Below are 26,726 nucleotides of genomic sequence, written 5' to 3'. Positions count from 1 at the left end.
TGACAGGTATGATTAAAGATAGAGGGATTATTAAATGGCAGGGCATGATGCTGACGGAACATAACGTCGAGATGAAATCCTGGAAAGCCAAGGATAACTACACTGAACGTCCAGAGCTAGACGAGTGGGACCTGCAAGCGATGCAGTATGAAATAGAAGTGGCTCACAGACGGCAATGCGTTGCTAACGTAAAGTATTGGGAAAAAGGGAAGATCAATTTTTTATAGCGGAATCATAACGGACATCAATACACGGACCATGTGCATCTCAGTGAATAGCCCGTTCGGAAGGGATAACATGCCGATGGTGAACATTGTAGGGGTATATATAGCAGAATAAAACAGAGAGGAAGATGAGAATGACAGCAATACCGAAACCAAAGAAAGTTAATAGAAGTGTACCAGGACCACAACTAACCGAGTATGACTACCAAGAAATCGGAGAAAAGATTGAGGATGCGTTAGAGTTTAAAAACGAAGTAGAAATCTCGATATTCCATCGTAAGCGTCACGAATCGTTTAGAGGGGTAGTGGTAAAAGCCGATTCCCAAACTGGCACACTATCCCTGTACGCTAACTTTGAGACCACGAAAATCAACATCAATTCAATTGTAGGTATTAAATAATTGAACAGGGAAAAGCGGCCGATCCATAAAAGGGAAAGGTCGTTGTTTTGTTTTACTGCATCATCAAAATATATTACATACTACTCAAACCTTCCATGTCACCACTTATTTGTAATTAAAACAATGCTTAATGTATAGAAATTTTCTAATTACCCATAATACGGATGAAAAATCTTTTATGATATCAAAAGGAGTGTTTACGTGGGAATATTAAGTGGAAACCCTGAAAATGAACCAATGCATTATGGAGAAGTGATTGGGGTTTGGGCATTTATCGGAGCGAATAATGGCTTGATAAGTGCCTATGAAGCATTTATAAATCATGCGGAAGATAAAGATTTAATTGCCCTATTGAAAGAGTCGATTCAGATGATGCAATCTGAAACAAAAGAAGTCGGAAAGTTACTAAAAGCAAACGGTATTGCTTTGCCTCCGACCTTGCCCGAACGACCAAAGGCTAATGCTAGTGATATCCCTGCAGGCGCACGCTTCATGGACCCGGAAATTAGTGGTGCAGTTTCCATTAATGTCGGTCAAGGACTAGTGTCATGTAGCCAAGTTATGGGGCAGTGTTTACGAAAAGATATTGCAGTTATGTTTGGTAAGTTCCATTTAGAAAGAGCGATGTTTGGTGGTAAACTATTGGAATTAAATAAAGAAAAAGGTTGGATTATTCCACCTCCTCTTCAAGTGAGTCCGTAGGAAAGTGACAGAAGCCTGATGAAAAAAACAGCCACCTTCTATTAAATAGAGGGTGGCTGTTTTCGTTTGAATAGTCATGCGCCTGTCCGCTTTTTTATAAAGCCCCCAATACGTCCCCCAACTGCACGCGCTTAAAAGACTTTAAACGATTTATCTTGAATGTTGTGGCGTGACGTTCTACCCGACTAAGCGTTGCTGTTATCATGTTTGTTGACTTGGAAAAAGTTATACGTGACGACCGGAAAGTATAGCACTTAATAAAACGCAGAAGCAAGAAAGCTTATGTTATAAGGGTTTGGAGTTGCAAAATTAAGAATGTCCCCCAAATCGTCCCCAAAACTAAAAATTTAGTGCATCATTGAAAATTTTTACTGATTCAACTTCAAGCTTTTTTAAAGTATGTCCATAAATTCTTAGAATCATTTCTGGGGTGTTGCCCAAACGATCTGCGACAGTTGGGAGAGGGACTCCCTTACTAATCAATATAGTTGCATGCGTATGTCGAAGCCCATGTGGTGTGATGCGTTTTATTCTGGACTTCTTGATAATCCGTTCTATTGGTTCGCATACAGATTTAACGCTGACAGGGTTTGCTCCTCTGTCTGTGATAAATACATAGTCGGACTCTGTCCATCGCTTCCCGTAAGTTAACATTATTTTTTTACACCATATTCTATATGCTTTCAATTGGTTAAATAGGACGTCCGCTATAAAGTTCTGCGGTTACTGTTCTTTGTTTTAGGTTTACGCGCCCCGTATTCGTCTCGGGTACGTTTGATTGATATGGTCTTTTTATCGAAGTCTATATAATCCCACCGCAATCCGATTGCTTCTCCTCTTCTCATGCCTGTGTAGGCTAAAGTTAATATGATTGAGTTAGTTGTGATACATTCATGATCCTTAGCAAAAACTAAAAATTGCTTCAGTTCTGCTGGATTCAAGAAGTTAGCATTTTTCTTATCATCTTCAACGACAGCAATAACCGCGATATTAAGCCTGATTGCCTGTTCACGCTGCAGGTGAGTGGTGATTTCCAAATCATTTTCATGGGCGGCAAACCATATATCTATCCATTCAGCGACGGTTAAATTCGAATTATCGACCTGTTTGACATTACCGTTAATCAAATCGATTTTAACTCTCTCCATATGAGCAACTTAGCTATCTGAACGGGCCAACAAACGGTTACGTCAAAACTAAAGGATTTGACCCCCGTAGGCCATTCGCTAGGATTCCAGTGGAAGTGGGAGTTGCCGCGGATACCTATTATGGAGACAATAGCTGCTTGGCCAATGGAATAAAAGCTGCGGTAGTTGGAGGAACATGTTATGAAGCTGATGCCTGCGGACTCAACAGCTAGAACTTCAATGCTGGGGATACGATTTCTAATATACTTATCGGCGGAAGGCTTTTGTCTTAATGGCGATATCTAACCACTTTCAATCAAGCATGGACTAGTATCCTGTAGGAACACATAACCTGAAGTAGCAACATCGTATGTAAGGTGTTTTTAATGCCTTGTAATTGGGTAATTATGGTGCAGTAATATCATTAACATGAAGTTTAGTTGAAGAGTGTTGTTTGACTTTTGTTCCACAAATGAGCCATTGAAAGGAGGAATAAAATTGTTTGAATGTGTGATTTTTGACGTTGATGGAACCATTTTAGATACAGAAAAAGCTATTTTAAAATCTCTCCAGAAAGTCCTGAGAGAAGAAGGTGAATATTATCAATTAGAGGATTTAAGATTCGCTTTAGGAATACCAGGAAAAGAAACATTGCGCAGACTTAATGTGATTGATGTGGAACGTGTACATCCAAAGTGGTCACAGACTGTATTAGAATTTTCGCAAGAAGTACAAATATTTAAGGATTTAAAAGAAATTATTAAAGTTTTATCAGAGAGTCCCATCAAAACAGGTATTGTGACATCTAAAACAAAGCAAGAATTAATTGATGAATTTGAACCATTTGGATTGAGTTCCTTTTTCGAACACACTATTTGTGCAAATGATACTGAAAACCACAAACCACATCCTGAACCTCTATTAGTTTGCTTAGAGGGGGTGAATGCTACTAAAAATGAAGCAATATACATTGGAGATTCAATATATGATATGCAATGTGCGAATAGTGCTGGGGTGAAGTTTGCCCTTGCTTTATGGGGTTCTAAAACAACTAAAGGTTTTGAATCAGCAGATTATGTGTTAAATGAGCCTAAAGATATTTTAAATATAATATAGCTGAAAAAAGAGATAAGTAAAATTGAACATAAATAGCTTCAAAAAACGGGCGCTTTAGTCGAACAACAGGGAATCGTCTATTGAAGGTCTTTTTTGCCCTTATTATGCACATGGAAAAGGCGACTACTCTTAATTGAGTGGTCGCGTAATGTATAGGTGGTTGAGTGCAATGTTTAAATTGAGGAACTGTACTGCAGCGAACCAAAATACGACATAAAAAAAGAAGGGGCTGTCCCAAAAGTCGATAAAATGATTGACTTAGGCGCAGCCCTTTAAAACCGATTTTAACCTTTGAAATCTCTTTTTAAAACTAAAGAATTTGCACTAATTCTGAGTGCAAAACCCGTTGAGCAGTAATAACAACACCTGAAGCTGTTCTTCCGTAGGCAGAATATAATCCACCGGTTTGATTAGGAACAATTTCAGTTTCATATTGAGACGCTCCTCCCACTAAACTAAGGGTTACAAAACCAGAAGCATTAGCACGAACGTTAAAGTTAGCTGATGAAAGTAATCGTCTTGTCCCATTAAGTCTGAAAACTCTAACTACCCCGGTAAGTTCACCTCCAGTACGATTGAGGATCTTGACTCGAACAGTAGTTGCATTGGCAGGTTGATTTCCCATATTTTCAATTGGTCCAGTTGTTAAAGGCATTTAAAATACACCTCCCCACATTAAAAGATTTATAATCTGCAGATTATGTAATTATTGTATTCAGGATTCTATTAATGCTCTAAACGGATTAATCAACTTGCTATAAAAATATATGAATTGATTAATAGACAACTTATCAAAGGGAGATCTGAAAGCCATCCTATATGAGCGATCCGAAACCTTTATTGATGCCAAGAGGCTTGTTTTTTTTGATATAAAAATTTGCTGAGAGAGGATTATTAAATCATTCTACTATTGCTTAATGAAATCCTTGATGGATACTTATCTTCTAGCGATATATAAATGCATATTCGATTCATCTTTAGTAGACATAACACCGGTTAGGAGAACTCATTGTTAAGTGAATTAACGAGATTAAAGAGCTGGAAGTTATCTTGGAAGAAGCTATCATCACTGATACTGAAACAGTGTAAATGGTTCAGTTCAAACAAAGCTATGTACTTTTTATAGCAAAGTTGCAGAAGGTCGCAGAACTGACTTTCGCAGGGGATTTTGATTTAGGCTTATGCGATGGTTTGCGGATTAATCTTATGAAGTTAATTCGCAAACCATCTTCAACGAACGGCGTGCTTTAGTTGAAGAAGAGGAGATCGTCTATTGACGGTCTTTTTTTGTCCGTATTACGCACATGCAAAATGCGACTACTCTTAATTGAGCGGTCGCTTTTTGCAAATTGTTTAAATATGGCCTGTGATATTTTTCTTCTCCGGCTTTAAGTGCTGGTTTTGTATCCTCAAGAAGGTCAAAGTAACTAAGGGCAATTTGTTTACTTTTAAACCCGATGTAAGGCGCACATTTATTTTGGTGCGGATTAAACTACACACGCTTTGCATCCACAACGTGTTTAAATACTTGTTAAATCTTTACGCTTCCTCATCGCCACCCCAACCATCTATATTGATAGTATTTCCGTTACCGTCCATCCAACCCTCTTCGATTGGATTCGCGCCGTTGTTCAAATCCTCGATTTCGTCGTAGTCATTCAGTTGTACGTAACCGATGATGACACCATCATTGTTCTCAAATCGCAATAAGTCCGTTTCTTTGTGAACCATATAGTTTTCAAATTTCCACATTGTCTTTTCCTCCTTGTTTTCTTTAATGTATTCTTCAATCCAACTTCGAATCAAAGCAGATGCGTTAACGTGTTTGGTGTCCATAATATCCATGAAATCTTTTTTTAAATCAGAAGGTACGCGTACCATGATGTTTTCTGTTTTCAAATTAACACCCTCCTAGTTCGTGTTGGTATTTTCTGTCTGTAATAAATATACCACTAACGTATATACGTGTCTATACATATTCTGAAAATTTTATAATGTGATTCGAAAGGCCTCTGTGTATAACTCTTCATGTGGGAACGTTCATTCTGTATACTAGGAACAAATACGGGAACGAGTGTGCTTAAAATGTTGGTCGAGTCGGTAAGTTATGGAGGTTTATTGGATATGATGTATTTAGCGAAAGACGGAACAATTAGTCAAAGACGAATCAAGGTGCTGCAGGTTGGCGAGGTATCATTTCGAGCGTATTGCTACCATCGCGGAACCAAACGAACATTTACCATTGACAATATTTTAGCGCTTGTTCCCGTCATCGAAAAAGAAAGGGATGCTATTTAATGTTCGACTACAGCAAATTCCCAAACAAACAAATCGCCTGCATCGATATGATGAGTTTTTATGCCAGCTGCATGGCGTCACTACACAATTTGGATGTTCGTAAAGTGCCAATTGCAATTGTCGGCAATCTAAAGCAACGCGGAAGTGTCGTATTAGCGGCATCACCAGCAATGAAAAAGCGGTTCAAAATAAAGACAGGTAATCGTTTGTATGAAATCCCACACCACCCCGAAATCCGATTGTTTGAGCCTAAAATGGTATACTTCCTCGAAATGTCGATGTCTATCACGAAAATTCTCCACAAATACGTTCCGGCCGAGGCTATTCATGTCTATTCAGTCGATGAATCGTTCATTGACCTTACAGGTACTGAGAAGCTATGGGGAAATCCTGCGTAAACCGTTAAAAAAATTCAAAAAGAAATCTTTGAAACGTTAAATTTGCCGTCCGCAGCAGGTTTGGCACCGAATATGTTACTCGCTAAACTTTGTTTAGACCTGCAGGGCAAAAAAACAGGTTTCGCTAAATGGACTTATGACGATGTTCAAACAAAATTATGGCCAGTTTCACCACTTTCAGAAATGTGGGGAATCGGTCGTCAAACAGAAAAATCCTTAAACGATATGGGAATAGTCAGCGTGGGAGATTTGGCGAACTTTGACTTGCAACAATTAGAGAAGCGCTTTGGCGTGCTGGGCAATCAGTTGTATCATCACGCATGGGGGATCGACCTGTCGGAAGTAGGTGCGCCGATGCCGGAAGGCCAAGTCAGCTATGGTAAGAGGCAAATATTGATGCGAGACTATAACACGATAGCAGAAGTCAGAGCAGTACTATTGGAAATGTGTGAAGATGTAGCCAAGAGGGCAAGAAATGCAAGTAAGGCGGGACGTACTATATCACTTGGAATTGATACAGTAAGAATGCCCTTGGCGGGGGCTTCCAGCGGTCGCGCACTATTAATGAAGCTACGAACGAGACAATGAAAATTTATGCTATCTGCAAAGGGTTATTAAGCGAGAACTACTACAATCGACAAGTACGTCAAATATCGCTATCGATAACAAAGCTCGAAAATGAACAATCAATACAGCTGAGTCTGTTCGAAAAGGATAATTGGCGTGATCGGGCAATGGGCTCAGTGATGGACAACATCCGAAATCGCTTTGGCTCTACCGCGATATTACGGGCAGTGTCACTCGCGGATGCAGGTACAGCAATCAAACTGTCGGAATTAGTCGGCGGGCATAAAGGATAGGTGACAGGCGTGATTAAAGATAGAGGGAATATCAAATGGCGAGGCATGATGTTGAAGGAGCATAACGTCGAGATAAAAGCATGGAAAGCCAAGGATAACTATATCGAGCGGCCGGAAATTGACGAATGGGAACTGGAAGCAATACAGATGGAGATTGAATTAGCCCACAAGCGCCAGTGAGATGCAAAAGTAACAACATGGAGAAACGGGAAGACGGTATTGTACGTCGGGGAAATATCGGAACTTGATTACAGGTTATGTTTAATCTCTGTGGAAGGCCCGTTTGGTCACATTCGAATACCAGTCATGGACATTATTAAAGTGGATAGTATGTATTAAAAAAGCGACCAATCCGATTATGGAAAGGTCGTTGTTTTTATTTAGATAATTGTTCTATTCACCAAATACCGATTGTCTTACCAAACTCTTTTACTTCGTCTGTCATAGAGTCGATTTTGGAAGCAGCAATCACAATTTTAGCCATCGGCTCATCATCATTCGGCTTAAACTTCTCTGTATTAATTGTGTATTGAGCAATCTTTTTCTCGGCTTGCTTAACAATGATTGTTACTGTATTAGCGGATTTAACGTCATCTTGTTGGATGAAATAATATGACTGCTGGACAACGTTCTGAGTTGCTAATCCAGGAGGCAAATCTTCGCTCATATCAATCATTACAGTGACGTGCGGGTTTATGTCTATAGCGCCAGTCAACTTAATTTTTTTAGCGTATTCGAAAACGGAAGTATTGATTTCAATTAATGTTGCTGAAGGTGGTGTTTTTATTGCAGTAACAGGAGATGTAAGTTTCGCAATTGCCTTATTCCCTTTTTCCTCATTTAATTTAACATCTGCATCTTTCTTCGCTGATTCTACTGCTACATCGTCCGCGATCTCAGCTGGGTTTTCTTCTTCTGGCGGCGATAAGATTACCCCTATAACGATGAAAGTGACAATTCCAATAAGCCACCATTTTTTAGGGGGCGTTTTTTTATCACTCGTTTTCTTCTCGCTCATTGAATTCACTCCTGATATTTTCTTATAGTTCAATCTTACTGCGTTGTGGATAAAGTGGCAATATGTGGACTCTAAAAAGCTAGTCAACCTTTCTCCACCTATTTACAATAAAGTCCCCAACAATCAACATATCCATCAATGGAGAGGATGACGAAATGAACGGTTTAATACTAGGGGTGGACGCAGGGAATAATGGGACGAAAGTAACCGAGCCATACGGACTGGATATATCCAAAACGGCAATATGTGGATGGTTCGAGAGGTATGCGGAGGAGGCGTTTGGTGGTGGGTCTATGTTCGGGGACACAAAGGCGCATGACAATAATAAAATAACGGTGCTACTTGCGTCCGAGCGACCAGACACTTCCTACAGCCCCGATACATATGAGAATACATAAGGAGTGTTGACGATGTGGTTTATGATGTGCATAGGATTTTGGTCGGCAGCAGCGTCCGAGCAGTTTAAAAGTAATTACGGAAAATAAAAGAGTATTTAGAAAACGATGCATAATATAACTTTTGCAAGCTGAATAACTAGCTAAATGGAGGGGGGGAATTATGAAAAAGAAGAAGACGCTATTGTCAGTAGCTACAGGAACTCTGTTACTACTAAGTTTATCTTTTGCTACAGGAGCAGGTGATCAAAACGTTAGCGAAGGTGATGGTCCTAGGCCTATATGTACTAATAACGGAAAATGCTACTATCCGTAATTGGCATTATATGAATTCAAGCATCTCTTCGGAGGTGCTTTTTATTATTTAGAGGATTTACCCCCTTTCTTGGCGAATATTGTCATGTGGGATGGTTATATATTGAGGGAAATCAAAGCTGTTTATTCCGAGTGTTAGAAATGCATGTGAATGAATTTTCGGACAAATATATTATGAGAGTAAGGTTGTGATTCTAATGAGTAATGAAATTCCATTTAGTAGATGTAGTTGGGCTGATACGAATACATTTGAAAGAGAATATCATGATAATGAGTGGGGGGTTCCCGTTCATGACGAGAATAAACTGTTTGAGCTACTTATTTTAGAAGGTAAACAGGCGGGCTTAAGCTGGATAACAATTTTGAAAAAACGCGAAACAATAAATGAGGCCTTTGATTTTTTTGATCCTAAGATAATTGCGAAGTATAATCAAGACAAGATAGATGAACTTTTGAGTAATCCAGGTATTATCAGGAATAAGTTAAAAGTTAGTGCTGTTATTACTAATGCTAATGCGTATTTATCTTTAATTGATGAGTATGGGAGCTTAGATTCTTTTTTATGGAATTACGTGAATCATGAGCCGATTAAAAATAAATGGACTAAAATATCGGATGTTCCTACGTCGACGAAATTATCAGATTTAATAAGTAGGGACTTAAAAAAACTAGGATTCAAATTTGTAGGCTCTACAACCATTTATGCATACATGCAGGCAATAGGAATGGTTAATGATCATCTTGTAGATTGTTATCGACACTCGATGTTGAACTAATACCTTTACTTTCACACCCGTCGAGGTGCTTTTATTAAACAGCTTATCTTCAGTACATAAAAACAGCCGCCAACTCACATAGTGAGGGTGGCTGTTTCTCTTTTTGATGTGCGCCTATCTACGTTTTTATAATTCCCCCAAACGTCCCCCAGATGGATGCATTTCATTGCTTGTAAATGCGATATGATGTTTTCCACAAATAACCGATAAAAACAGTTAAATCAGGGTTTGTTAGAAGAAAATACTTCCGACTAAAAATGACTGACACCACAGCACGTCTTATCCCATAGTAGCAAAAAATCTTATGCTCTCGGGGTTTCAGACAACTACAAATGATAGCATTCGCCCTATTCATCCAGAAGGCTGGCATCGTTGAATATTTTCACTAACTATGTTTAAAGTTCATGAAAAGACCGCTGATTACAATCAATCAGCAGTCTTTATCACAGTCATCTTGTGATATAGCCAGTGTTAACGAACTAGATCATGAATAAACGTAGAAGTATTTGGCAGTGGAGGGAAAATGGATGGGTTGTTCTTTTTGCTCGAATGGGTGAAGTCGGAGAGGCGGCTAGGTTCGTATCGAGTGGTTGCTGAAAAGGCTAGCTAATCAACGGAACTCATAAGGGTATTGTTCTTATTTTACTCGATAAATAGCTAATTAAATTACCGAAAAACTGCTTAAACCATTGCAGCTTTTCACTAATGCTTTTTTAATGGAAAAGGAAAGAGCTTAAACAGCTCTCTCCTTTCATTCATGCCATTATTTATTCTTATTGGGTTGTTGCTGATTGTTTTGACTAGTAACATTGTTGTTTGCACTAGCATCAAATTCCTCAGCAAATTCTTCATTTAGGTTATTATTGTTGCTATTGCTGTTTTTATTGTTTTTGTAGAGATCGAAGCCATTATGAGTTCTTTCATTCATGGTCTTTTTATTGTTTTTACTCATGAGTGTTCACCTCCTAGGACCTAATATGCTCCATATAGAAGGTTTTATGCCGGCTGTTTTTGCTTTTCAAAATCGAGGTATATGGTGCATTTGAAGAGGGAAGGGGACGTAATGAAAATTAGTGAAAAAGGAATCGTTCATTCTTCCTTTTTACTAATCTCAATAATGTTAAGTTTGTTTGAAATTTCTTTAAGGATTGTGTTTCGTCCTTTTTGAGCATTAATCAGGCTAATTGAAAACCAGATCGTAAATCCAAGTACGGCAAGATAGATAACAAACATAATTAAGATTGGGATTAAAGCAAAAATCTCCATTGGGTACACCTACCTTTTTTGTTTTTTGATATTATGGCATACAATTTAAAAATTGATATATAAGTTATATGAAATAACAGGATGTGAGGGAAAGTATATAGAAACGGTGGTAAAGTGGTATGCTTTTTGTTAATCTTATGTAATTACTTCTGAAGTATTCATCTAATTTATTCGAATGAAAGGAAAGTGAGTATGTCCAAAAAAGGAAACAACCGAAATACAGTCTTCATGATCTTCGCGATCTTTGCGATATCTATTAATATGCGCCCGGCCATTACATCTATCGGGCCAATGCTTGAAACGATTCGTGAACAATTATCCTTATCCAATGCACAAGTCAGTCTGCTAACAGCTGTTCCCGTCATCTGTATGGGCGTTTTCGCCATGTTGGCTCCGATTTTAAATCGGACATTTGGTTTAAGACAAACAATGACCGTGATGATTATCTTAATCGGGCTTACGACGGCTTTACGTGGCTTCATGCCAGGTTATGCGGTGCTTATAAGCACTGCACTTATTGCCGGAATTGCCATCGCCGTGATGGGTCCGCTTCTATCCGCAATGATTAAACAATACTTTCCTGACCGTGCAGCGTCGGTAATTGGTATTTATTCATTCGGAATGGGGGTTGGTTCAGCAGCGAGCGCGGGCTTGACAGCCGTATTCTTTGACAAGACTGGATCCTACTTATTTGCTTTAAGCATCTGGTCTGTGCTGGCGCTTATCGGCTTAGCTGCATGGGTTTTAGCGATGTCCAATCGAATTGAGGTTCGCCAGACTGATGCAGTTATCGTAAAAGCTCAACGGAAAAAAGTGAAGTCTCCATGGAAATCTCGGAAAGCCTGGCTATTCTTATTATTTTTCGGCTTGCAATCATCTGCATTCTTTTCGATCATTACATGGCTGGCCCCAATTGCAACTTCTGCCGGCATGACTTTGTTACAGGCGGGGACACTTCTCAGCGTGATGACGACTGTCCAAATCTTTTTAAATATTCTTCTGCCACAGCTTATGCAACGTTTTCCTGGGCGAAAGTTCTGGTTATTACTCATGCTCATTGCAGGGATGACATCAATCATCTTATTCTGGACGGGCATTCACTCACTGATGTGGGTAGGCGCTTTCTTCATGGGCATTCCACTCGGCGGGTTATTCCCAGTTGCGTTGCTGTTGCCACTGGATGAGACAGAAACCGCTGAGGAAGCAAGCGCGTGGACAGCGATGATGCAAACAGGTGGATTCATCATGGGTGGATTATTGCCGCTACTGATTGCCCTTGTCTTTGACTGGACCGCGAATCATCAGTATACGTTTGCCATTATGATGTTGTTGTATGTCATGATGTTTATCTTGACGTTTTTGATTGGTAATAAAAAAGAACGAGAAACATATTAAATGAAACGAGCTTGGAGCTACTTTCCAGGTTCGTTTTTATTTTTTTCGAAATTTGTTAATCAGATTAGCTTGAAAGGATAGCTATGCTACCCGTTTGAAAAAATTTCCAGACTAACTCATGTTCAATGGCCTAAGGATTGTCCAATATTCTTAATAGACTAGTAGTGCTAGGAAAATAAAAGATGAAAGGAGGTGAGAATATGCATAATATTAGTTCTGGGGCATGCCATCGCTCAAACTGTTGTGGACAAGCATCTAAGTTTAAACGTGAGGTATTAACAACCGGTGTATTAAACACTGTTGTTGGTCAAACAGCTGCTCATATTGAATTAGCTAACTTCGACCCAACTAAGACTTTTCAAGTTAGGGTACAAGTTATTAACTGGAATAGTGGCTCTCCGGTCATTCTGCGTAATCAATTAGTCACACTTTTACCGAACCAATTCGTCTCCATAACCCAAGCCGTTACTCCATTCCACTATGAAGTTAGAATCTTTCATCCTGGAAGTCCGAATGTCATTGCCAACACGTTTGCAATCGATGCAGCAACCTTCACGTTACCTGGTTTAACTTTTAACCAGAAAGACCTCATGAAGTTGGACATCCCTTTCATTTGATTGAAAAATGTTCCAATCGATAGGTTTGAAGGATGATTAAACGAAACGAGCTGGGAGCAAATTGTCCGAGCTCGTTTTAATTTTTAAGTTGTTGGGTTGAGACACTAATTCTTTAAAGTGAATCCTAAAAAACATGTATCAAAATAATCAACTACGTTATAATCGTAATAACACTATTCAAGTAGGTGAAATACATGGAAATAGTATTTGAAACGAATCGTTTATATTTATGCGTATTGGATGACTCCCATCTAGCAGCTGTGACAGAGTTTTGGGGAAATGAAGAAGTGATGGTCCACTGTGATGGTGCTTCTTCGAACGAAGTGTTGCCTCGAATTATCGATGTCTATAAAAGATGTCATGGAACTCATGGTATATCCGTTTATGCCGTAAAGGATAAAGAGTCTGGCAAAGTTATAGGTGCGGCTGGTTTTAATGTTATAGATTCAGTAAATACTATTGAATTAATTTATCATTATAGTAAGAAATCTTGGGGAAAAGGGTTTGCAACGGAAGCAGCAGCTGCTTGCTTAGAAATCGCCCGAAATCATGGGGAAGTACAGGTTATCACGGCTTCTGCAAGTCCTGAAAATAAAGGGTCTTTAAAAGTGTTGGAGAAGATTGGTTTTACTTTTATCGGAATGAAATGGTTTGATGATACGCAACAAGAAGAACCTTATTATGAGTATCGCTTTTGAATCCTATTACATAAACTATATTAAATATAGTCATAAAAAAGCTTGCGAATCGTTTTCACTTGTTGTAAGATACTAACTAATTCGATTTCGGTCAACTTTATCTATATTTTGTAAAAGCGATGATAAAGACATGAGTTGTTTTTATAGTTTCCAGAGAGGGAAGTAATGCTGAAATCTTCCTAACGAAGAAAAACAATTTACCACTTTTGAGCTGCGATAAGCCGTCTATGCTACGTTACAGCACCATGAGTTAATACCATTGTTGGATGGTATTTGAAATTTGGGTGGAATCACGAGCAAATACACTCGTCCCTTTACTAGGGATGGGTGTGTTTTTTTTATTCTATTATTATTAATTAAATAATGACAAAAGCGATGACAAAGACATGAATTATTTTGCTGGTTTCCAGAGAGGGAAGGAGTGCTGAGAACTTCCTAACACACAAAATAATTTACCACTTTTGAGCTGTATTAGTGAAATGTAGTAACTAATACCGTTAATGCTACGTTACAGCGCCATGAGTTAACACCATTGATGGATGGTGTTATAAATTTGGGTGGAATCACGGGTAATCATACTCGTCCCTTTCTTTGGGACGGGTATTTTTTTATACAAAAAAATTAGATGGGGTGTATTGAATATGAAAGAAAAACAGATTGAAATTCGGTTTCAAGACAATAGTCGAAAGAATTTCCCGTTTGGAATTACAGTAGCGGATATTGCACAATCCATAAGTTTGAGCTTAAGAAAAAATGTTGTAGCGGGAAAAGTGAATGGGCAATTATGCGATCTATCGCATTGTATTATGGAGGATGCAGAAATTACACTTTTCACAAGGGATTCAGAAGAGGGGCTCCAAATTCTAAGGCACACAACTGCACATATCTTAGGGCAGGCAGTTAAAAGAATACATGGCGATGCCAAGTTAGGTATTGGCCCTGTGATTGATAATGGCTTTTTCTATGATTTTCAATTAGCGACTAGTCTCAATGCCAATGATTTAAGCCTCATTGAAAAAGAGATGCAAGCCATTATCCAAGAAGATCTACCCATTGAGCGGATGGAGGTAAGTTATGAAGAGGCTGAAGAGCTATTTGAGCAGCGGGGTGAGTCGTTTAAATTAGAGTTGTTAAAAGACATTCAAGCAGGCGAGAAAATATCTCTTTATAAACAAGGTGAATTTATAGATCTTTGTCGTGGACCACATGTACCTTCAACAGGATGGATCAAGGCATTCAAGCTAACACGTGTGTCAGGTGCTTATTGGCGAGGTGATAGCGACAATCAAGTGTTGCAACGTGTTTATGGCATCGCCTTTTTGAAAAACAAGGATTTAAATGAGCATTTACGGTTATTGGAGGAGGCTGAAAAAAGGGACCATCGAAAGCTAGGGAAGCAATTGAAGTTATTCATGTTTTCCGAGGAAGCGCCAGGCATGCCATTTTATTTACCAAATGGGCAGGTGATACGTACAGAATTAGAAAACTTTTCACGTGCTGTTCAAACGAAAGCGGGGTATGCCGAAGTTCGTACACCATTTATGATGAACCAACGGATGTGGGAGCAGTCAGGCCACTGGGACCATTACCATGAAAATATGTATTTTTCAGAGGTGGAAAACGTGAAATTTGCGATGAAGCCCATGAACTGCCCGGGTCATATGTTGATCTTTAAGAATAGTCTTCACTCATACCGTGATTTACCAATTCGCATGGCTGAATTTGGTCAGGTCCATCGCCATGAATTTAGCGGAGCGCTAAACGGATTGTTACGCGTGCGAACATTTTGCCAAGATGATGCGCATATTTTTGTGAGGCAGGACCAAATCCAAAGCGAAATACAGCAAGTGATTCATCTAATTGATGAAATGTATCAAACTTTTGGATTTGACTATTCGGTTGAACTGTCAACAAGGCCAGAACGATCTCTTGGAAGTGACGAGATGTGGAATGATTCGGAAGAGGCACTGAGGACTGTGTTGGAGGATTTAGCCATTACTTATCAATTGAATGAAGGAGACGGTGCATTTTACGGACCTAAAATCGACTTCCATATTAATGATGCGCTTGGTCGCAGCCATCAATGTGGAACAATTCAACTCGATTTCCAAATGCCTGAAAAGTTTGACCTAACGTATATTGATGAAAACAATGAAAAAGTTAGTCCCGTTGTGATTCATCGCGCGATTTTTGGCTCCATCGATCGTTTCTTTGGCATATTAATCGAACATTTTGCAGGTGCTTTCCCCATCTGGCTTGCGCCTGTACAGGTACAAATTATCCCTGTTTCAAGTGTTCATTTGGATTATGCAGTAAACGTCCTGTCTATTTTAAAAGACGCGGGAATTCGGGTAGACATTGATGAACGAAATGAAAAGCTTGGTTACAAAATAAGGGGAGCTCAACTACAGAAGATTCCTTATACACTTATTCTGGGGGATCATGAAGTGAATGATGGTACAGTGAATGTCCGGAAATTTGGCAGTCAAACAACGGAGAGCCTATCCATTGAAAGCTTTACTTTATTGATTAAAGGACAAATAGAGCAGCGTGTTCTATAGGTTTTTAAGACCCTTTGACGTTGAGAATAGTAGGAATAATCGATATAATCGATATAATCAAACAAGAAACTGCTTTACTAACCGGAATGGGGGGATTTAGTTGTCTGTTCTAGATGTGATTTGTTTACGGCGTGAGATTACGAGTTTTCAGGAGAAAAAAGTACCAAAGGAACTGCTAGATCAAATTGTAGATGCTGCTTAATATGCACCTTCGGGGAATAATCTTGCTTCGCGAAAATTTATTGTCATTGAGAATCGTGAAAAACTGGATCATTTAGAAAAAACGACTCCCTTCATGAAATGGATGTCGACGGCGCAAGCAGCGATTGTTGTGACGGGGCGGCCGGAAGTTAGTAAATATTGGCTTCAAAATGCCTCGATTGCGACAGCTTTCATGTGGCTTGTGGCAGCGGATCTACATCTTGGCATTGGCTTTGGTGCTGTCTATCATTCAGAGGATGCTGGAGAGTCACGGATTCGTGAATCGTATGTGCGGGAAGTCCTAAATATCCCGTCTGACCGACGAATTGTCGCTATCCTAGGCCTGGGTTTTCCAGTAGAAAAACCCAAAGCGAAAAAAATGTTGGAGCGCAGTGATACCGTGTTTTACGAATCCTATCAAGGAGAAAACGAATAGTTAACTATGTCTATCCGTGCCTAGTACTCTCGGTTCTGGATAGACATGTTTTTTAAGTGGATTGCGTTTACTTATCTTTCCGATAATTTTACGCATTATAACAATCAGCTCGAGGGGAATGAAATTCATGGATGTCGTTTTTCAGACAGAACAAGCGGTCTTTAATTACCGTGTAGCAGGAATTTGGATTGAAAATGGTCATGTTTTGTTGCATCGGGATATGAACGAGTCAAATTGGTCGCTTCCTGGGGGAAGGGTTGCCATTGCAGAAGATTCGACAAGTAGCCTTAAAAGAGAGTTTCGGGAAGAATTGGGGATTGACGTGCATGTAGATCGAATGACCTTAGTCATTGAGAATTTCTTTAAATATGGTAGAAAAGATTTTCACGAAATCGGCTTTTATTATGCGATAACAGCTGACAGCAACTCCGCGTCCTTTCATGAAAATCCATTCCATGGCATAGAGGGAGAGCGTTTGATATTTAAATGGACGCCTATCGATGAACTGGACAAGGTTTCATTGTATCCGGAATGTTTACGAACTGCTTTACAAGAAGTACAGCCGCATTTGCAGCATCTTGTTGTGAAATAAGTTCGATGTTAAAAATACAATAAAGCGAAGGTAAGTACATAACATGAACAAGGCTAAGGAAATCGGTATGGGATTTCCTTAGCCTTGTTTCAAAAAATCACGACCAATGACTCTCAATAAACTCATCGCGCCCTGAACGAGCACGATCTTCCTCGTAATGAGCTTGTTCTTTTTCATAATAATCTTGGTGATACTCTTCAGCACGGTAAAAAGTTTCAGCCGGCCGAATTGGTGTGACAATTGGTTTCGAGAAAGTGCCACTTGCGCCCAGTTGTTCTTTGGATTTTTCAGCGACTACACGCTGCTCCTCTGTGTAATAAAAGATAGCCGTCGAGTACGAATGACCACGGTCTTGGAATTGCCCCTCTGCATCCGTTGGGTCGATTTGCTGCCAAAATACTTCAAGTAGCTTGTCATAAGAGAAAACAGATGGATCAAAGGTAATTTCGACAACCTCTAAATGTCCAGAATCGCCTTTTTTAACATGTTCATATGTAGGATTGTCGACATGTCCACCCATATAGCCGGACACAACATCGTGGATGCCATCCCATTCTTTGAATGGTTTTACCATGCACCAGAAGCAACCGCCAGCAAATGCTGCTTTTTCATTTGTTTTTATAGTCAAATGGAACATCACCTTTCAATTGTCATACTCGAATTATAGCAGAACAAAAGCGCAAGCGCCTGTTCTGCCCCGACAAGACTGAAGCGACTTGAGGGGCTAGCGCTGGAGCCTAGACGCCAAATCTCTATGCCGTACCTTATCAACAATTCGAGATTTTATTATTTCCAGGCAATAAAAAATAAGAGCGCTAATTACACGCTCTTACGGGTTAGGGGTATTCGTGAGCGGTTTATACTTAGATTAATCGTTCATATTAGCAAATAAAGCTTGCACCTATGATAATTAAGAGGATGAATAGTACCACGATTAATGAAAATGAATTACCTGAACCTTCGCAACATTCGCGTCCCATACTGTTCACCACCTTTCTTACGGACATATGTGTAGCATATGCAAAGCCCCATAGTAAGAATTGGGGATAACGCCTTTATACATCTCTTTAAGAAAATATTTAGAATGCCGATTCAAATGGATAGTCGAATATGACACTCATGGTATAATGGTCACAACAATACGCAACCAAGACGCTTCCTATACGTCTTAAATGGGGAGATCATATTTTGGAGGAATCAATTACATGACAGATCATTATGAAGGGCCAATACCTAAAAGAAGAAGAAAGAAAAAACTTCGTATCGGCCGGGTTATCATGACCATAGCAACACTGTGTTTTCTTGGTGCTGGACTCTATTCATTTGTTCAATATAACGCAGGGCGATCACTGGCAAAAGACAACGGAATCGAACCGGGTTCATTTAAAGGAGATGCAGTGGATCCGAAGTATACATCCATTGAAAATTACCTGCTGCTTGGGGCGGATGATGATGGTAGTGGTAGGTCGCGGACAGATACGATGATGGTACTATCCTGGGACAAAAGTGAGGGCACGATGCGCGTCATTTCGTTTATGCGTGATATTTACGCAGACATTCCAGGCTACAAATCCTATAAGTTGAATACAGCCTATTATCTTGCGGGGGTACAAACTGTAAAAGATACGATTACTGGCATGTTTGGGATTCCTATTCATCATTATGCCATCGTCGATTTCAAAAATTTTGAATCGATCGTCGATATCGCATTCCCAAATGGTGTTGAAATTGATGTAAAAAAAGAGATGTCAGAGAAAATTGGTGTCACACTGATGCCGGGTAAAAGACCCCTTAATGGTAAAGAATTGCTTGGTTATGCACGTTTTCGAGCAGATGCGGAAGGTGATTTCGGACGTGTGACTCGACAACAAGAAGTCATTACGGCGATGAAAGACGAAGCAATGCGACCGGGAATGATTGCGAATATACCAAAGCTTGCAGGTGCACTATCAGGGTTCGTCAACACAGACCTGACAACCAAAGATGAAATTTCGCGTGCCATCTCCATTTTGATGAAAAAAGGGGTTGACGTAGAAACGATGACCGTTCCTGTTGAAGGCTCCTATAGGTTCAAGAACTATGCACATGCTGGCTCCGTCATCGAGCTGGATATCGCAAAAAATAAAGAGGCAATTACAAAGTTCATCAATATGCAGTTGGATTAATACAATTTCTTGATGGAAGTAGGGGATGTCAATGGCACTTGGTGAAAAACAGCAATCGGTCACAGATTCTTTAGGTAAGAGGGAGAGCGGAGCAACATCAAATGTGATCCGCTTTCTTGGGGGACGAAGTACATTGTTCGTCCTCATTTCAATCTTATTAATTGGTTTAATCATTCTTCTTTTCAATCGGATTTCTTTCATTTTTTATCCGATTACAGTTTTTTTCTCAACGGTTGTCTTGCCAGTCATTCTTGCGACAATCGCCTATTATTTACTTCGACCGTTATTACGTTTACTTGAAAAGATACGAATCCCACGTGTCTGGGGGATATTAATTCTATTTATTGGTGCAATCGGGATGATTACGGCGTTAGTCTTTCTTGTGTTCCCCTTTCTGAAAGAGCAATTTCACAATCTTGTGGAAGAATTCCCGAATTATTTCAGTCAGCTATTACTGAAGACTGATAAATTTTTGCGGGAGTCTATTTTTTCCTCTTACTACGAAGGTCTTGATATCAACGTGAATACACTACTTGAAACAGGACAAGGAGATATTGGGAAATTCTTCACAGATACTATTGGCGGAATTGCAAGTGGGATTACCTCATTTATTTCGGCTTTTACAGGGATTATACTTGCAATTATTACCGTGCCATTTATCCTGTTTTATCTTCTGAAAGACGGAGAGAAATTGCCGCGTTTCTTTGTGAAAATGTTGCCACCGCGCATGCGGAAAGATGCGACACATATCCTTCGTGATGCGGATCACCAAATCAGTTCGTACATTCAAGGACAAATTCTTGTCGCCATTTGTATTGGAATTATGGTGTACATTGGCTTTCTAATTATCGGGATGAAATACGCACTACTTCTTGGTGTGCTTGCGATGTTCACGAGCATCGTTCCGTACCTTGGGCCGCTGATTGCCATCACCCCTGCAGTTATTATTGCCCTTGTGACATCGCCGCTTTTGTTAATTAAGTTAGCGGCAGTTTGGACAATTGTTCAACTTATTGAGGGGAAATTCATCTCACCGCAGATTATGGGGAAATCACTTCAAATCCATCCAATCACAATCATTTTCGTGTTGTTGACAGCAGGATCGCTGTTCGGCGTCGCTGGCGTAGTTCTTGGAATTCCAGGGTACGCGCTATTAAAAGTTTTGGTCACACACTTATTCAAATTGTTTAAATTGCGGTATAATAAATATATAGCAACTGAAGATATGCATTATGAAATTGTGATTAGTGAAGAAGCGGAGGAATAATTCATGGTAAAGCAATTTAAGTCAACGATTGAATATAATGAAATGACTGTAAATACAAATGTTGATGGTGCCAATGTTGCATTCGGTGAAACGCTTTCCGGTACAGTTTATATTGAAGGGGAGGCAAGTGAAGAGCTTGTCGACTATATCGAAATTGCATTGTTGAGAAGACTTGCGGCAGACGAAGGAATTATTGCTAAACATTCGATTGAAATGATGAGCGATATGAAATCAAAAGAAACCTGGATGATTCCTTTTGAAATGGTGCCCGATGAGCGATGGGAAACCGAATCTGATGTGAGAATACTTATTTTACGAACTACCGTTTATCTGAAAAAAGGGGTTCAGTTGCAAGCGGAAGATGAAATTACATATGAGTGAGCTTCAGCTCGCATGCAATGGGTAGCAGTCATGGTCTATCGCGGGATGAAAAATAAGAACTAAGTAGGGGAATTAGAATAAGGTAAAAGGCGACTACTCTTTTATGAAGTGACCCCGAAAAGTTAGACACGATTATTTCATTAGGCAGCTTGAGTAAAATGAGTTCGGTATTGCACCGGACTCATTTTTAATTTTGCCTTTATTCGTTTCGTATTATAATAATGGGTATATTGTTCCAGTTCTATCTTAAATTGTTCTACACTTTCAAATTCCTTTAAGTAGAGGAATTCCGACTTCATAATCCCAAAGAAATTCTCCATCACCGAGTTGTCATAACAGTTTCCTTTACGAGACATACTCTGCACAATTCCCCTAGATTGTAGTCTTTTACGATACTTTTTCATTTGATAGTGCCAGCCCTGGTCGGAATGCATCAGTAATTGGTGCTCCTCTGGTAAGCGTTCGAGGGCTTTCTCCAACATATCCGAGACAAGTGAATACGTTGGTCTAGAGCCAATTGTATACGTAATGATTTCAGCATTAAACAAATCTAAAACAGCTGATAGATAAAGTTTCTCGCCAAATAACTTAAATTCCGTAATGTCTGTAACCCATTTTTCATTTGGGGTATCTGCAGTAAAGTTGCGATCTAAAATATTTGGTGCAATCTTACCAACTGTACCTTTATACGATTTATATTTTTTCATACGCACTAAGCACTTTAAGCCAAGTTCTTTCATAATACGTTGAACTTTTTTATGATTCACTATTTGTCCGCGATTCTCTAGTTCATCACGAATACGACGATAGCCATAACGCCCTGCATGCTCCTCATAAATTTCTTTGATTTCCTTTTTTAAGCTGGCATCTGGATCTGGACGATTGATTTGTTTTAATAGATCATAGTACGTACTACGCGGAATGCCAGCGAGTTTTACAAGTGCTTTCACCGGAAATTCATGCCTTAATTCATAGATTACTTGCGCTTTGTCAAGTTTGGTGATTTTTCCTTGTTTTGAACTAAGGCGTTCAACTTTTTTAACTAGGCATTTTCCATACGTAGCTGTTCTAATTCCGCTTGTAATGCTTCTACTGAGCCTTCATTTATTGATTGTTTATCTTGTTTTTCTGGTTGGTCTTTTTTCATGGATGGACGCCCCTTTTTCTTCGTTTCAAGGGCATCAATACCTTTAGTATGCAGCTGATTTCGCCATTTTCGAATAAGCCCCGGAGAGGCGATATCAAAAATAGCAGCAGCTTCACCAGTTGACACCCCATTGTCATTCATATAGGTAAGTACGTCTAGTTTAAACTGCTTTGAATACGATGTATAGCGTTTAGCAAAAGCTTCCTCACCTTGGTGTTCATAGCGTTGAATCCAACTGTGAAAGACGCTAGAAGCTACACCTATTTGTTTTGCAATTGCTTTATACCCATCTTGACCATTTAAATAGGTTTTGACTGCATTTATTTTTTCTTCGGCAGTAAATTTGGCCATAAGAAAAGCACCTCCAATTGTTAGATGGTGTCTAACAATCAGGGGGCAGTTCATTAATGGGCGGTCGCTTTTTATTTGCCCAAATATCGGGATGGAGAAGTAGAGAAAGTATTTGGTAATATTTAATAATTGTTGTTCTCTACTTGCATAGCGAACACTTATTCTGCATACTATGAAAAAGGAGGGGAACGAGTGTGCTTAAAATGTTGGTCAAGTCGGTAGAGTATGGAGACATACTGGAAATGATGTATGTAGCGAAAGATGGGTCAATCAGTAAGCGAAGGATTAAGGTTATTCAAGTGGGAGAAGCGTCATTTCGGGCGTATTGCTATATGAGAAAATCCAAGCGGACATTTACCATTGATAATATTTTGGCGCTTGTTCCTGTAACGAAAAAAGAGCGTGCAGTAATATGATGGACTACAGCAAATTCCCGAATCGGCAAATTGCTTGTATAGATATGATGAGCTTTTGTGCTAGTTGTATGGCTGCCTTACACAATTTAGATGTGAGAACCGTCCCAATTGCAGTGGTCGGTAATTTAGATCAACGGGGAAGTGTCGTATTAGCAGCTAGTCAGCCCATGAAAAAGCGATTTAAAGTGAAGACTGGTACGCGACTATACGAAGTGCCCCATCACCCCGAAATTCGATTGTTTGAGCCTAAGATGGACTATTTTTTAGAGATGTCGATGTCTATCACGAGAATCCTCTACAAATATGTCCCGGAGGAGGCCATACATGTCTACTCGGTCGATGAATCGTTCATTGATTTAACCGGCACAGAAAAATTATGGGGCGATCCTGCGCAGGTGGTAAAGGAAATACAAGCGGAAATCTATAAATCGCTAAGTTTACCGTCAACGGCTGGTATGGGGCCAAACATGTTAATGGCTAAATTAGCATTAGATCTCGAAGCTAAAAAGACGGGCTTCGCAAAATGGACATTCGAGGATGTTCAAACAAAATTATGGCCAGTTTCCCCGCTTAGGGAAATGTGGGGAATCGGTAGTCGAACAGAGAAGTCGTTAAACGATATGGGGATATTCTCAGTTGGTGACTTGGCACGCACAGAGTTAAGTCGATTAGAGATGAGATTCGGAGTTATGGGCAACCAACTTTACCATCATGCGTGGGGCATCGATTTGGCCGGGGTAGAGGCGCCTTCAAAAGAAGGGCAAATCAGTTATGGTAAGAGTCAAATATTGATGCGTGACTATAACACCATAGCAGAAGTCAGAGCTGTACTCCTAGAAATGTGCGAAGATGTAGCACGAAGAGCAAGAGAGGCTTCAAAAGTCGGGCGAACCATATCACTAGGCATTGGATACAGTAAAAATCCACTTGGCAGTGGTTTCCAACGCTCTCAGACTATTAGTGAAGCAACAAACGAAACCTTGAAAATATATAAAGTGTGCAAAGAATTGTTGAGCCAAAACTATGATGATCGGCCAGTACGGCAGGTGTCGATTTCGATAACAAAGTTAGAAGATGAACACTCGGTGCAGCTCAGTTTGTTTGATACGAAAAAATGGGAAGTTCGACAGCTTGGCGCGGTGATGGACGATATACGGAATCGTTATGGACCCACAGCTATATAACGGGCAATCTCACTAACTGAAGCAGGCACAGCCATTAAACGGGCTGAATTAGTCAGCGGACATAAAGGATAGGGTGAAATAGATGCTTAAAGACCGAGGAAATATCAAGTGGCAGGGCATGATGTTACCGGAGCATGTAACTAAGTTAAATGATTGGAGAGATAAGACCCATCTTATTAAACGTCCGGAACTCAGCGAATGGGATCTCCAATCACTCCAAGAGGAATTGGAGAGTGCCTATATGCGACAATGTGCGGCGAGTGTCACGACATGGTGTGAAGGTAAAGAGTCCACGTACATGGGGAAAATTTCAGAACTTGATCAACGGCTTAACTCACTGTCGATTGAAGGACCTTTTGGTGAGGATAAGGTACCTGTTAAGGAAGTAATTAAAGTAAGATGTTTGGAATAAATACTTGTTCCCAAGTATGTCAGTCTGCAAAATGAGCTGCACTTACCATTGGAGCATTTGAAACCAGCCACTAACTCTGCCGAGAGAGTGGCTGGTTATTTGATTCGTTGTGCCACATATAAACCCTTTTTGGTGCTATCCTTTACAAAGGTGTATTGTAAGTTGAAACGTTGAGAATGTTGCTATTATCGATAATAAATACGCATTGTTTATACTGAGTTAACATACTTCTACTAAAATGAGCGTATTGCAAAAAAACAGCAGGTTACCCGGTGGAGGAAAGTAGGTGGGCAATATGGTGAAATTATTAATTGTAGACGATGATCCACATATGCGGGAGTTGGTAAGGTTTTTTTTTCGTCCAGAAGGCTATGAAATTGTAGAGGCATGTGATGGCGTAGAAGCTATGGCAGTTCTGGAGTCATTTAAGGCAGAGCTTGTCATATTGGACATTATGATGCCGAACATGGATGGCTGGGAACTATGTCGAGAAATTCGAAAGCAATATGATATTCCTTTACTGATGCTGACAGCCAAAGGGGATACAACGCAGAAAGTGAAAGGATTTGAGCTCGGAGCGGATGATTATCTTGTAAAACCCTTTGAGCCTGCCGAGCTTGTGGCACGAGTGAAAGCGTTACTAAAACGTTATCGTATTGCCATATCACAATCCGTACAGATAGGCGAACTCCGGATGAACCGTAAAACATATGAAGTACTGATGGGCAATCAACATGTTGAACTTCCTTTGAAGGAATTTGAGGTGCTATTTAAATTAGCAAGCTATCCAGGTAAAACTTTTTCAAGGGAGCAGTTGATTGAGGATATATGGGGTTATGGTTACGAAGGTACGGATCGAACGGTCGATGTTCATATTAATCGATTGCGTGAACGTTTTCCGGAGGCATCAAGTGATTTCAAAATCCGTACTATTAGAGGGCTGGGGTATCGCCTAGAGGTGAAAGAATGAAAATGGTATTTCGTGTTGTGAAGATGATAAGTGTCACTATTACCTTTTGGACACTTGCATACATCGTGACTTCTTTTATAAATAGGCAGTGGGACCTGCAGCTAAGTGATTACTCGAGAGGCTTGCTGACATTATTTATCATGTTTTTCCTATTCTCAGTTACAATGTGGACATTTTCAAAATGTGCTCCGCAAAGGCGAATGGATTTTTTCACTGTGATGATTGACGCTATGCAGAGGATTTCCAAAGGCGATTATAATATAAAGTTAGCCAATCAATTTGAACATAAAAAAAATCATCCTTTCGGTAAAATTGTAGAAGGTATCAATGAGATGGCTATAGAGCTTAATCAGATAGAGGAAATGCGCCAGGAGTTTATATCCAATGTTTCGCATGAAATCCAGTCGCCGCTTGCGTCCATTAATGGTTTTGCAAACGTGTTAAAGCAGGACCATTTAACCGCCGAAGAGCGGAAGCATTATCTAGGGATTATTGAGACAGAGAGCTTGCGGTTAGCAAATCTAAGCGATAACTTATTAAAGCTGACTTCCATAGAGTCCCAGCATCATCCTTTTGAGCCCGCACCTTATCGATTGGATCAGCAAATCCGTAACATCATTTTGTCTTGTGAACCGCAATGGCTTGCGAAATCATTGGAGTTGGATATTGCGTTAGATGAAGTGAAAATTACCGCTGATGAGGAACTGATGAGTCAGGTATGGATTAATCTCATTATTAATAGTATCAAGTTCACACCTAGTAAGGGAACCCTCAAGATTGTTCTTTATCAGCGTGAGAAGGATGCAATCGTTGAGATTAAGGATAGTGGAATGGGCATAGCTGAGGAACATCTAGCGCATCTTTTTGAGCGTTTTTATAAGGTTGATGCATCACGAAACCGGAAGCTAGGCGGAAGTGGCCTAGGCCTGTCCATTACAAAGAAAATCATTGATATGCATGAGGGTTCCATTCACGTCAAAAGTACAGTGAATGAGGGCACAACGTTTACGGTTACTTTGCATATGTAGAGTAGAGAA

At 39.8% G+C, this 26,726-nt stretch carries 32 protein-coding genes, 2 pseudogenes and 1 other annotated feature; of the genes and pseudogenes, 24 read left to right on the top strand and 10 right to left on the bottom strand.

Annotated elements, in window-relative coordinates; genetic code table 11:
* The first annotated feature begins 8 nt into the window (after positions 1-8).
* The 3 genes from ACIQ0H_RS16740 to ACIQ0H_RS16730 all read left to right on the top strand — a co-directional run bounded on the left by ACIQ0H_RS16740 (position 9) and on the right by ACIQ0H_RS16730 (position 1,327).
* Positions 9-227 (top strand): YolD-like family protein, encoded by a 219-nt coding sequence (locus ACIQ0H_RS16740; protein WP_403417193.1) that lies wholly within the window; start codon positions 9-11, stop codon positions 225-227.
* Positions 228-358: 131 nt separating this feature from the next.
* Entirely contained in the window at positions 359-625 is a 267-nt protein-coding gene (locus tag ACIQ0H_RS16735) for a YolD-like family protein (RefSeq protein ID WP_403417112.1), read from the top strand.
* 201 nt (positions 626-826) lie between these two features.
* The gene (locus ACIQ0H_RS16730) at positions 827-1,327 is read left to right on the top strand and encodes a DUF3231 family protein (protein ID WP_403417109.1); all 501 of its coding nucleotides are present in this window, start codon (positions 827-829) and stop codon (positions 1,325-1,327) included.
* Between the two features lie 339 nt (positions 1,328-1,666).
* On the opposite strand, the gene ACIQ0H_RS16725 is transcribed toward ACIQ0H_RS16730, so the two are convergent.
* Entirely contained in the window at positions 1,667-2,014 is a 348-nt protein-coding gene (locus tag ACIQ0H_RS16725) for a tyrosine-type recombinase/integrase (RefSeq protein ID WP_483882540.1), read from the bottom strand.
* 20 nt (positions 2,015-2,034) lie between these two features.
* Positions 2,035-2,475 carry a tyrosine-type recombinase/integrase gene (locus tag ACIQ0H_RS16720; protein ID WP_403417107.1) on the bottom strand — a complete coding sequence of 147 codons (441 nt, stop codon included), beginning with the start codon at positions 2,473-2,475 and terminating at the stop codon, positions 2,035-2,037.
* Between the two features lie 477 nt (positions 2,476-2,952).
* Between ACIQ0H_RS16720 and ACIQ0H_RS16715 the strand changes: the two genes are divergently transcribed.
* Complete coding sequence (locus tag ACIQ0H_RS16715; RefSeq protein WP_403417104.1) at positions 2,953-3,570, top strand: HAD family hydrolase; 618 nt, start codon at positions 2,953-2,955, stop codon at positions 3,568-3,570.
* 310 nt (positions 3,571-3,880) lie between these two features.
* On the opposite strand, the gene ACIQ0H_RS16710 is transcribed toward ACIQ0H_RS16715, so the two are convergent.
* Positions 3,881-4,225, bottom strand: coding sequence for an ATPase (locus ACIQ0H_RS16710; protein WP_403417101.1), 345 nt, complete (start codon positions 4,223-4,225; stop codon positions 3,881-3,883).
* Between the two features lie 884 nt (positions 4,226-5,109).
* Positions 5,110-5,469: a ribbon-helix-helix domain-containing protein gene (locus ACIQ0H_RS16705; protein ID WP_403417098.1), complete on the bottom strand. Its 360-nt coding sequence runs from the start codon at positions 5,467-5,469 to the stop codon at positions 5,110-5,112.
* Between the two features lie 129 nt (positions 5,470-5,598).
* On the opposite strand from ACIQ0H_RS16705, the gene ACIQ0H_RS16700 reads away from it, so the two are divergent.
* The 3 genes and pseudogenes from ACIQ0H_RS16700 to ACIQ0H_RS16690 all read left to right on the top strand — a co-directional run bounded on the left by ACIQ0H_RS16700 (position 5,599) and on the right by ACIQ0H_RS16690 (position 7,306).
* Positions 5,599-5,868, top strand: a complete 270-nt coding sequence (locus ACIQ0H_RS16700) for a transcriptional regulator (RefSeq protein ID WP_403417095.1) — start codon at positions 5,599-5,601, stop codon at positions 5,866-5,868.
* Positions 5,868-7,126, top strand: a pseudogene (locus ACIQ0H_RS16695) (Y-family DNA polymerase). Before ACIQ0H_RS16700 ends, ACIQ0H_RS16695 begins: the two are co-directional and overlap by 1 nt.
* Entirely contained in the window at positions 7,127-7,306 is a 180-nt protein-coding gene (locus ACIQ0H_RS16690) for a YolD-like family protein (protein WP_403417092.1), read from the top strand.
* Positions 7,307-7,523: 217 nt separating this feature from the next.
* Here the strand turns inward: ACIQ0H_RS16690 and ACIQ0H_RS16685 are convergent, their stop codons facing one another.
* Complete coding sequence (locus ACIQ0H_RS16685; protein WP_403417089.1) at positions 7,524-8,144, bottom strand: hypothetical protein; 621 nt, start codon at positions 8,142-8,144, stop codon at positions 7,524-7,526.
* A 155-nt stretch (positions 8,145-8,299) separates the two neighbouring features.
* On the opposite strand from ACIQ0H_RS16685, the gene ACIQ0H_RS16680 reads away from it, so the two are divergent.
* The 3 genes from ACIQ0H_RS16680 to ACIQ0H_RS16670 all read left to right on the top strand — a co-directional run bounded on the left by ACIQ0H_RS16680 (position 8,300) and on the right by ACIQ0H_RS16670 (position 9,630).
* Positions 8,300-8,542, top strand: a complete 243-nt coding sequence (locus ACIQ0H_RS16680; protein ID WP_403417087.1) for a hypothetical protein — start codon at positions 8,300-8,302, stop codon at positions 8,540-8,542.
* Between the two features lie 160 nt (positions 8,543-8,702).
* Complete coding sequence (locus ACIQ0H_RS16675; protein ID WP_403417086.1) at positions 8,703-8,855, top strand: hypothetical protein; 153 nt, start codon at positions 8,703-8,705, stop codon at positions 8,853-8,855.
* Positions 8,856-9,051: 196 nt separating this feature from the next.
* On the top strand, positions 9,052-9,630 hold the full coding sequence (locus ACIQ0H_RS16670) for a DNA-3-methyladenine glycosylase I (RefSeq protein ID WP_403417084.1): 579 nt from the start codon (positions 9,052-9,054) through the stop codon (positions 9,628-9,630).
* A 763-nt stretch (positions 9,631-10,393) separates the two neighbouring features.
* Here the strand turns inward: ACIQ0H_RS16670 and ACIQ0H_RS16665 are convergent.
* Entirely contained in the window at positions 10,394-10,582 is a 189-nt protein-coding gene (locus tag ACIQ0H_RS16665) for a hypothetical protein (RefSeq protein ID WP_403417082.1), read from the bottom strand.
* 137 nt (positions 10,583-10,719) lie between these two features.
* Positions 10,720-10,896 carry a hypothetical protein gene (locus ACIQ0H_RS16660; RefSeq protein WP_403417081.1) on the bottom strand — a complete coding sequence of 59 codons (177 nt, stop codon included), beginning with the start codon at positions 10,894-10,896 and terminating at the stop codon, positions 10,720-10,722.
* 192 nt (positions 10,897-11,088) lie between these two features.
* On the opposite strand from ACIQ0H_RS16660, the gene ACIQ0H_RS16655 reads away from it, so the two are divergent.
* The 6 genes from ACIQ0H_RS16655 (at position 11,089) to ACIQ0H_RS16630 (ending at position 17,396) form a co-directional block, all read left to right on the top strand.
* Positions 11,089-12,291: an MFS transporter gene (locus tag ACIQ0H_RS16655; RefSeq protein WP_403417078.1), complete on the top strand. Its 1,203-nt coding sequence runs from the start codon at positions 11,089-11,091 to the stop codon at positions 12,289-12,291.
* Between the two features lie 200 nt (positions 12,292-12,491).
* Positions 12,492-12,908, top strand: coding sequence for a hypothetical protein (locus ACIQ0H_RS16650; protein WP_403417075.1), 417 nt, complete (start codon positions 12,492-12,494; stop codon positions 12,906-12,908).
* Between the two features lie 194 nt (positions 12,909-13,102).
* A complete protein-coding gene (locus ACIQ0H_RS16645) occupies positions 13,103-13,606 on the top strand; it encodes a GNAT family N-acetyltransferase (protein WP_403417072.1) in 504 nt (167 codons plus the stop codon).
* A gap of 366 nt (positions 13,607-13,972) precedes the next feature.
* Positions 13,973-14,196 (top strand) — a binding site (T-box leader).
* 51 nt (positions 14,197-14,247) lie between these two features.
* Positions 14,248-16,167: a threonine--tRNA ligase gene (gene thrS / locus ACIQ0H_RS16640; protein ID WP_403417069.1), complete on the top strand. Its 1,920-nt coding sequence runs from the start codon at positions 14,248-14,250 to the stop codon at positions 16,165-16,167.
* Positions 16,168-16,462: 295 nt separating this feature from the next.
* Positions 16,463-16,804 (top strand): nitroreductase family protein, encoded by a 342-nt coding sequence (locus tag ACIQ0H_RS16635; protein WP_403417066.1) that lies wholly within the window; start codon positions 16,463-16,465, stop codon positions 16,802-16,804.
* Between the two features lie 127 nt (positions 16,805-16,931).
* Positions 16,932-17,396 carry an NUDIX hydrolase gene (locus ACIQ0H_RS16630; protein ID WP_403417063.1) on the top strand — a complete coding sequence of 155 codons (465 nt, stop codon included), beginning with the start codon at positions 16,932-16,934 and terminating at the stop codon, positions 17,394-17,396.
* Between the two features lie 97 nt (positions 17,397-17,493).
* On the opposite strand, the gene msrA is transcribed toward ACIQ0H_RS16630, so the two are convergent.
* Positions 17,494-18,024 (bottom strand): peptide-methionine (S)-S-oxide reductase MsrA, encoded by a 531-nt coding sequence (gene msrA / locus ACIQ0H_RS16625; RefSeq protein WP_403417060.1) that lies wholly within the window; start codon positions 18,022-18,024, stop codon positions 17,494-17,496.
* Positions 18,025-18,277: 253 nt separating this feature from the next.
* Positions 18,278-18,376 carry a YjcZ family sporulation protein gene (locus ACIQ0H_RS16620; RefSeq protein WP_403417057.1) on the bottom strand — a complete coding sequence of 33 codons (99 nt, stop codon included), beginning with the start codon at positions 18,374-18,376 and terminating at the stop codon, positions 18,278-18,280.
* Positions 18,377-18,601: 225 nt separating this feature from the next.
* Here ACIQ0H_RS16620 and ACIQ0H_RS16615 point away from each other — a divergent pair, with 225 nt between their 5' ends.
* Genes ACIQ0H_RS16615 through ACIQ0H_RS16605 form a run of 3 tightly spaced genes read left to right on the top strand, consistent with a single transcriptional unit; the run spans position 18,602 to position 21,209 of the window.
* On the top strand, positions 18,602-19,561 hold the full coding sequence (locus ACIQ0H_RS16615) for an LCP family protein (RefSeq protein ID WP_403417054.1): 960 nt from the start codon (positions 18,602-18,604) through the stop codon (positions 19,559-19,561).
* Positions 19,562-19,592: 31 nt separating this feature from the next.
* Positions 19,593-20,828 (top strand): AI-2E family transporter, encoded by a 1,236-nt coding sequence (locus ACIQ0H_RS16610; protein WP_403417051.1) that lies wholly within the window; start codon positions 19,593-19,595, stop codon positions 20,826-20,828.
* 3 nt (positions 20,829-20,831) lie between these two features.
* Complete coding sequence (locus ACIQ0H_RS16605) at positions 20,832-21,209, top strand: sporulation protein (protein WP_403417049.1); 378 nt, start codon at positions 20,832-20,834, stop codon at positions 21,207-21,209.
* Positions 21,210-21,349: 140 nt separating this feature from the next.
* On the opposite strand, the gene ACIQ0H_RS16600 is transcribed toward ACIQ0H_RS16605, so the two are convergent.
* A protein-coding gene (locus ACIQ0H_RS16600; RefSeq protein ID WP_403417046.1) for an IS3 family transposase occupies positions 21,350-22,707 on the bottom strand; the annotation gives its coding sequence in 2 pieces (ribosomal slippage) (positions 21,350-22,254 and positions 22,254-22,707; 1,359 coding nt in all).
* Between the two features lie 203 nt (positions 22,708-22,910).
* Between ACIQ0H_RS16600 and ACIQ0H_RS16595 the strand changes: the two genes are divergently transcribed.
* The 5 genes and pseudogenes from ACIQ0H_RS16595 to ACIQ0H_RS16575 all read left to right on the top strand — a co-directional run bounded on the left by ACIQ0H_RS16595 (position 22,911) and on the right by ACIQ0H_RS16575 (position 26,717).
* Positions 22,911-23,123 carry a transcriptional regulator gene (locus ACIQ0H_RS16595; protein WP_403417187.1) on the top strand — a complete coding sequence of 71 codons (213 nt, stop codon included), beginning with the start codon at positions 22,911-22,913 and terminating at the stop codon, positions 23,121-23,123.
* Positions 23,123-24,379, top strand: a pseudogene (locus ACIQ0H_RS16590) (Y-family DNA polymerase). The gene ACIQ0H_RS16595 and the pseudogene ACIQ0H_RS16590 overlap by 1 nt, the downstream one beginning before the upstream one ends.
* 10 nt (positions 24,380-24,389) lie before the next feature.
* Positions 24,390-24,719 carry a YolD-like family protein gene (locus ACIQ0H_RS16585; protein ID WP_403417043.1) on the top strand — a complete coding sequence of 110 codons (330 nt, stop codon included), beginning with the start codon at positions 24,390-24,392 and terminating at the stop codon, positions 24,717-24,719.
* Between the two features lie 295 nt (positions 24,720-25,014).
* Positions 25,015-25,689: a response regulator transcription factor gene (locus ACIQ0H_RS16580; RefSeq protein WP_403417041.1), complete on the top strand. Its 675-nt coding sequence runs from the start codon at positions 25,015-25,017 to the stop codon at positions 25,687-25,689.
* On the top strand, positions 25,686-26,717 hold the full coding sequence (locus tag ACIQ0H_RS16575) for a sensor histidine kinase (RefSeq protein WP_403417039.1): 1,032 nt from the start codon (positions 25,686-25,688) through the stop codon (positions 26,715-26,717). The genes ACIQ0H_RS16580 and ACIQ0H_RS16575 overlap by 4 nt, the downstream gene beginning before the upstream one ends.
* Positions 26,718-26,726 lie beyond the last annotated feature (9 nt).

Source organism: Sporosarcina sp. NPDC096371, from assembly GCF_044762865.1.
In the GTDB taxonomy this organism is placed as follows: domain Bacteria; phylum Bacillota; class Bacilli; order Bacillales_A; family Planococcaceae; genus Sporosarcina.
This window is presented reverse-complemented; position numbering and strand designations above follow the sequence as displayed.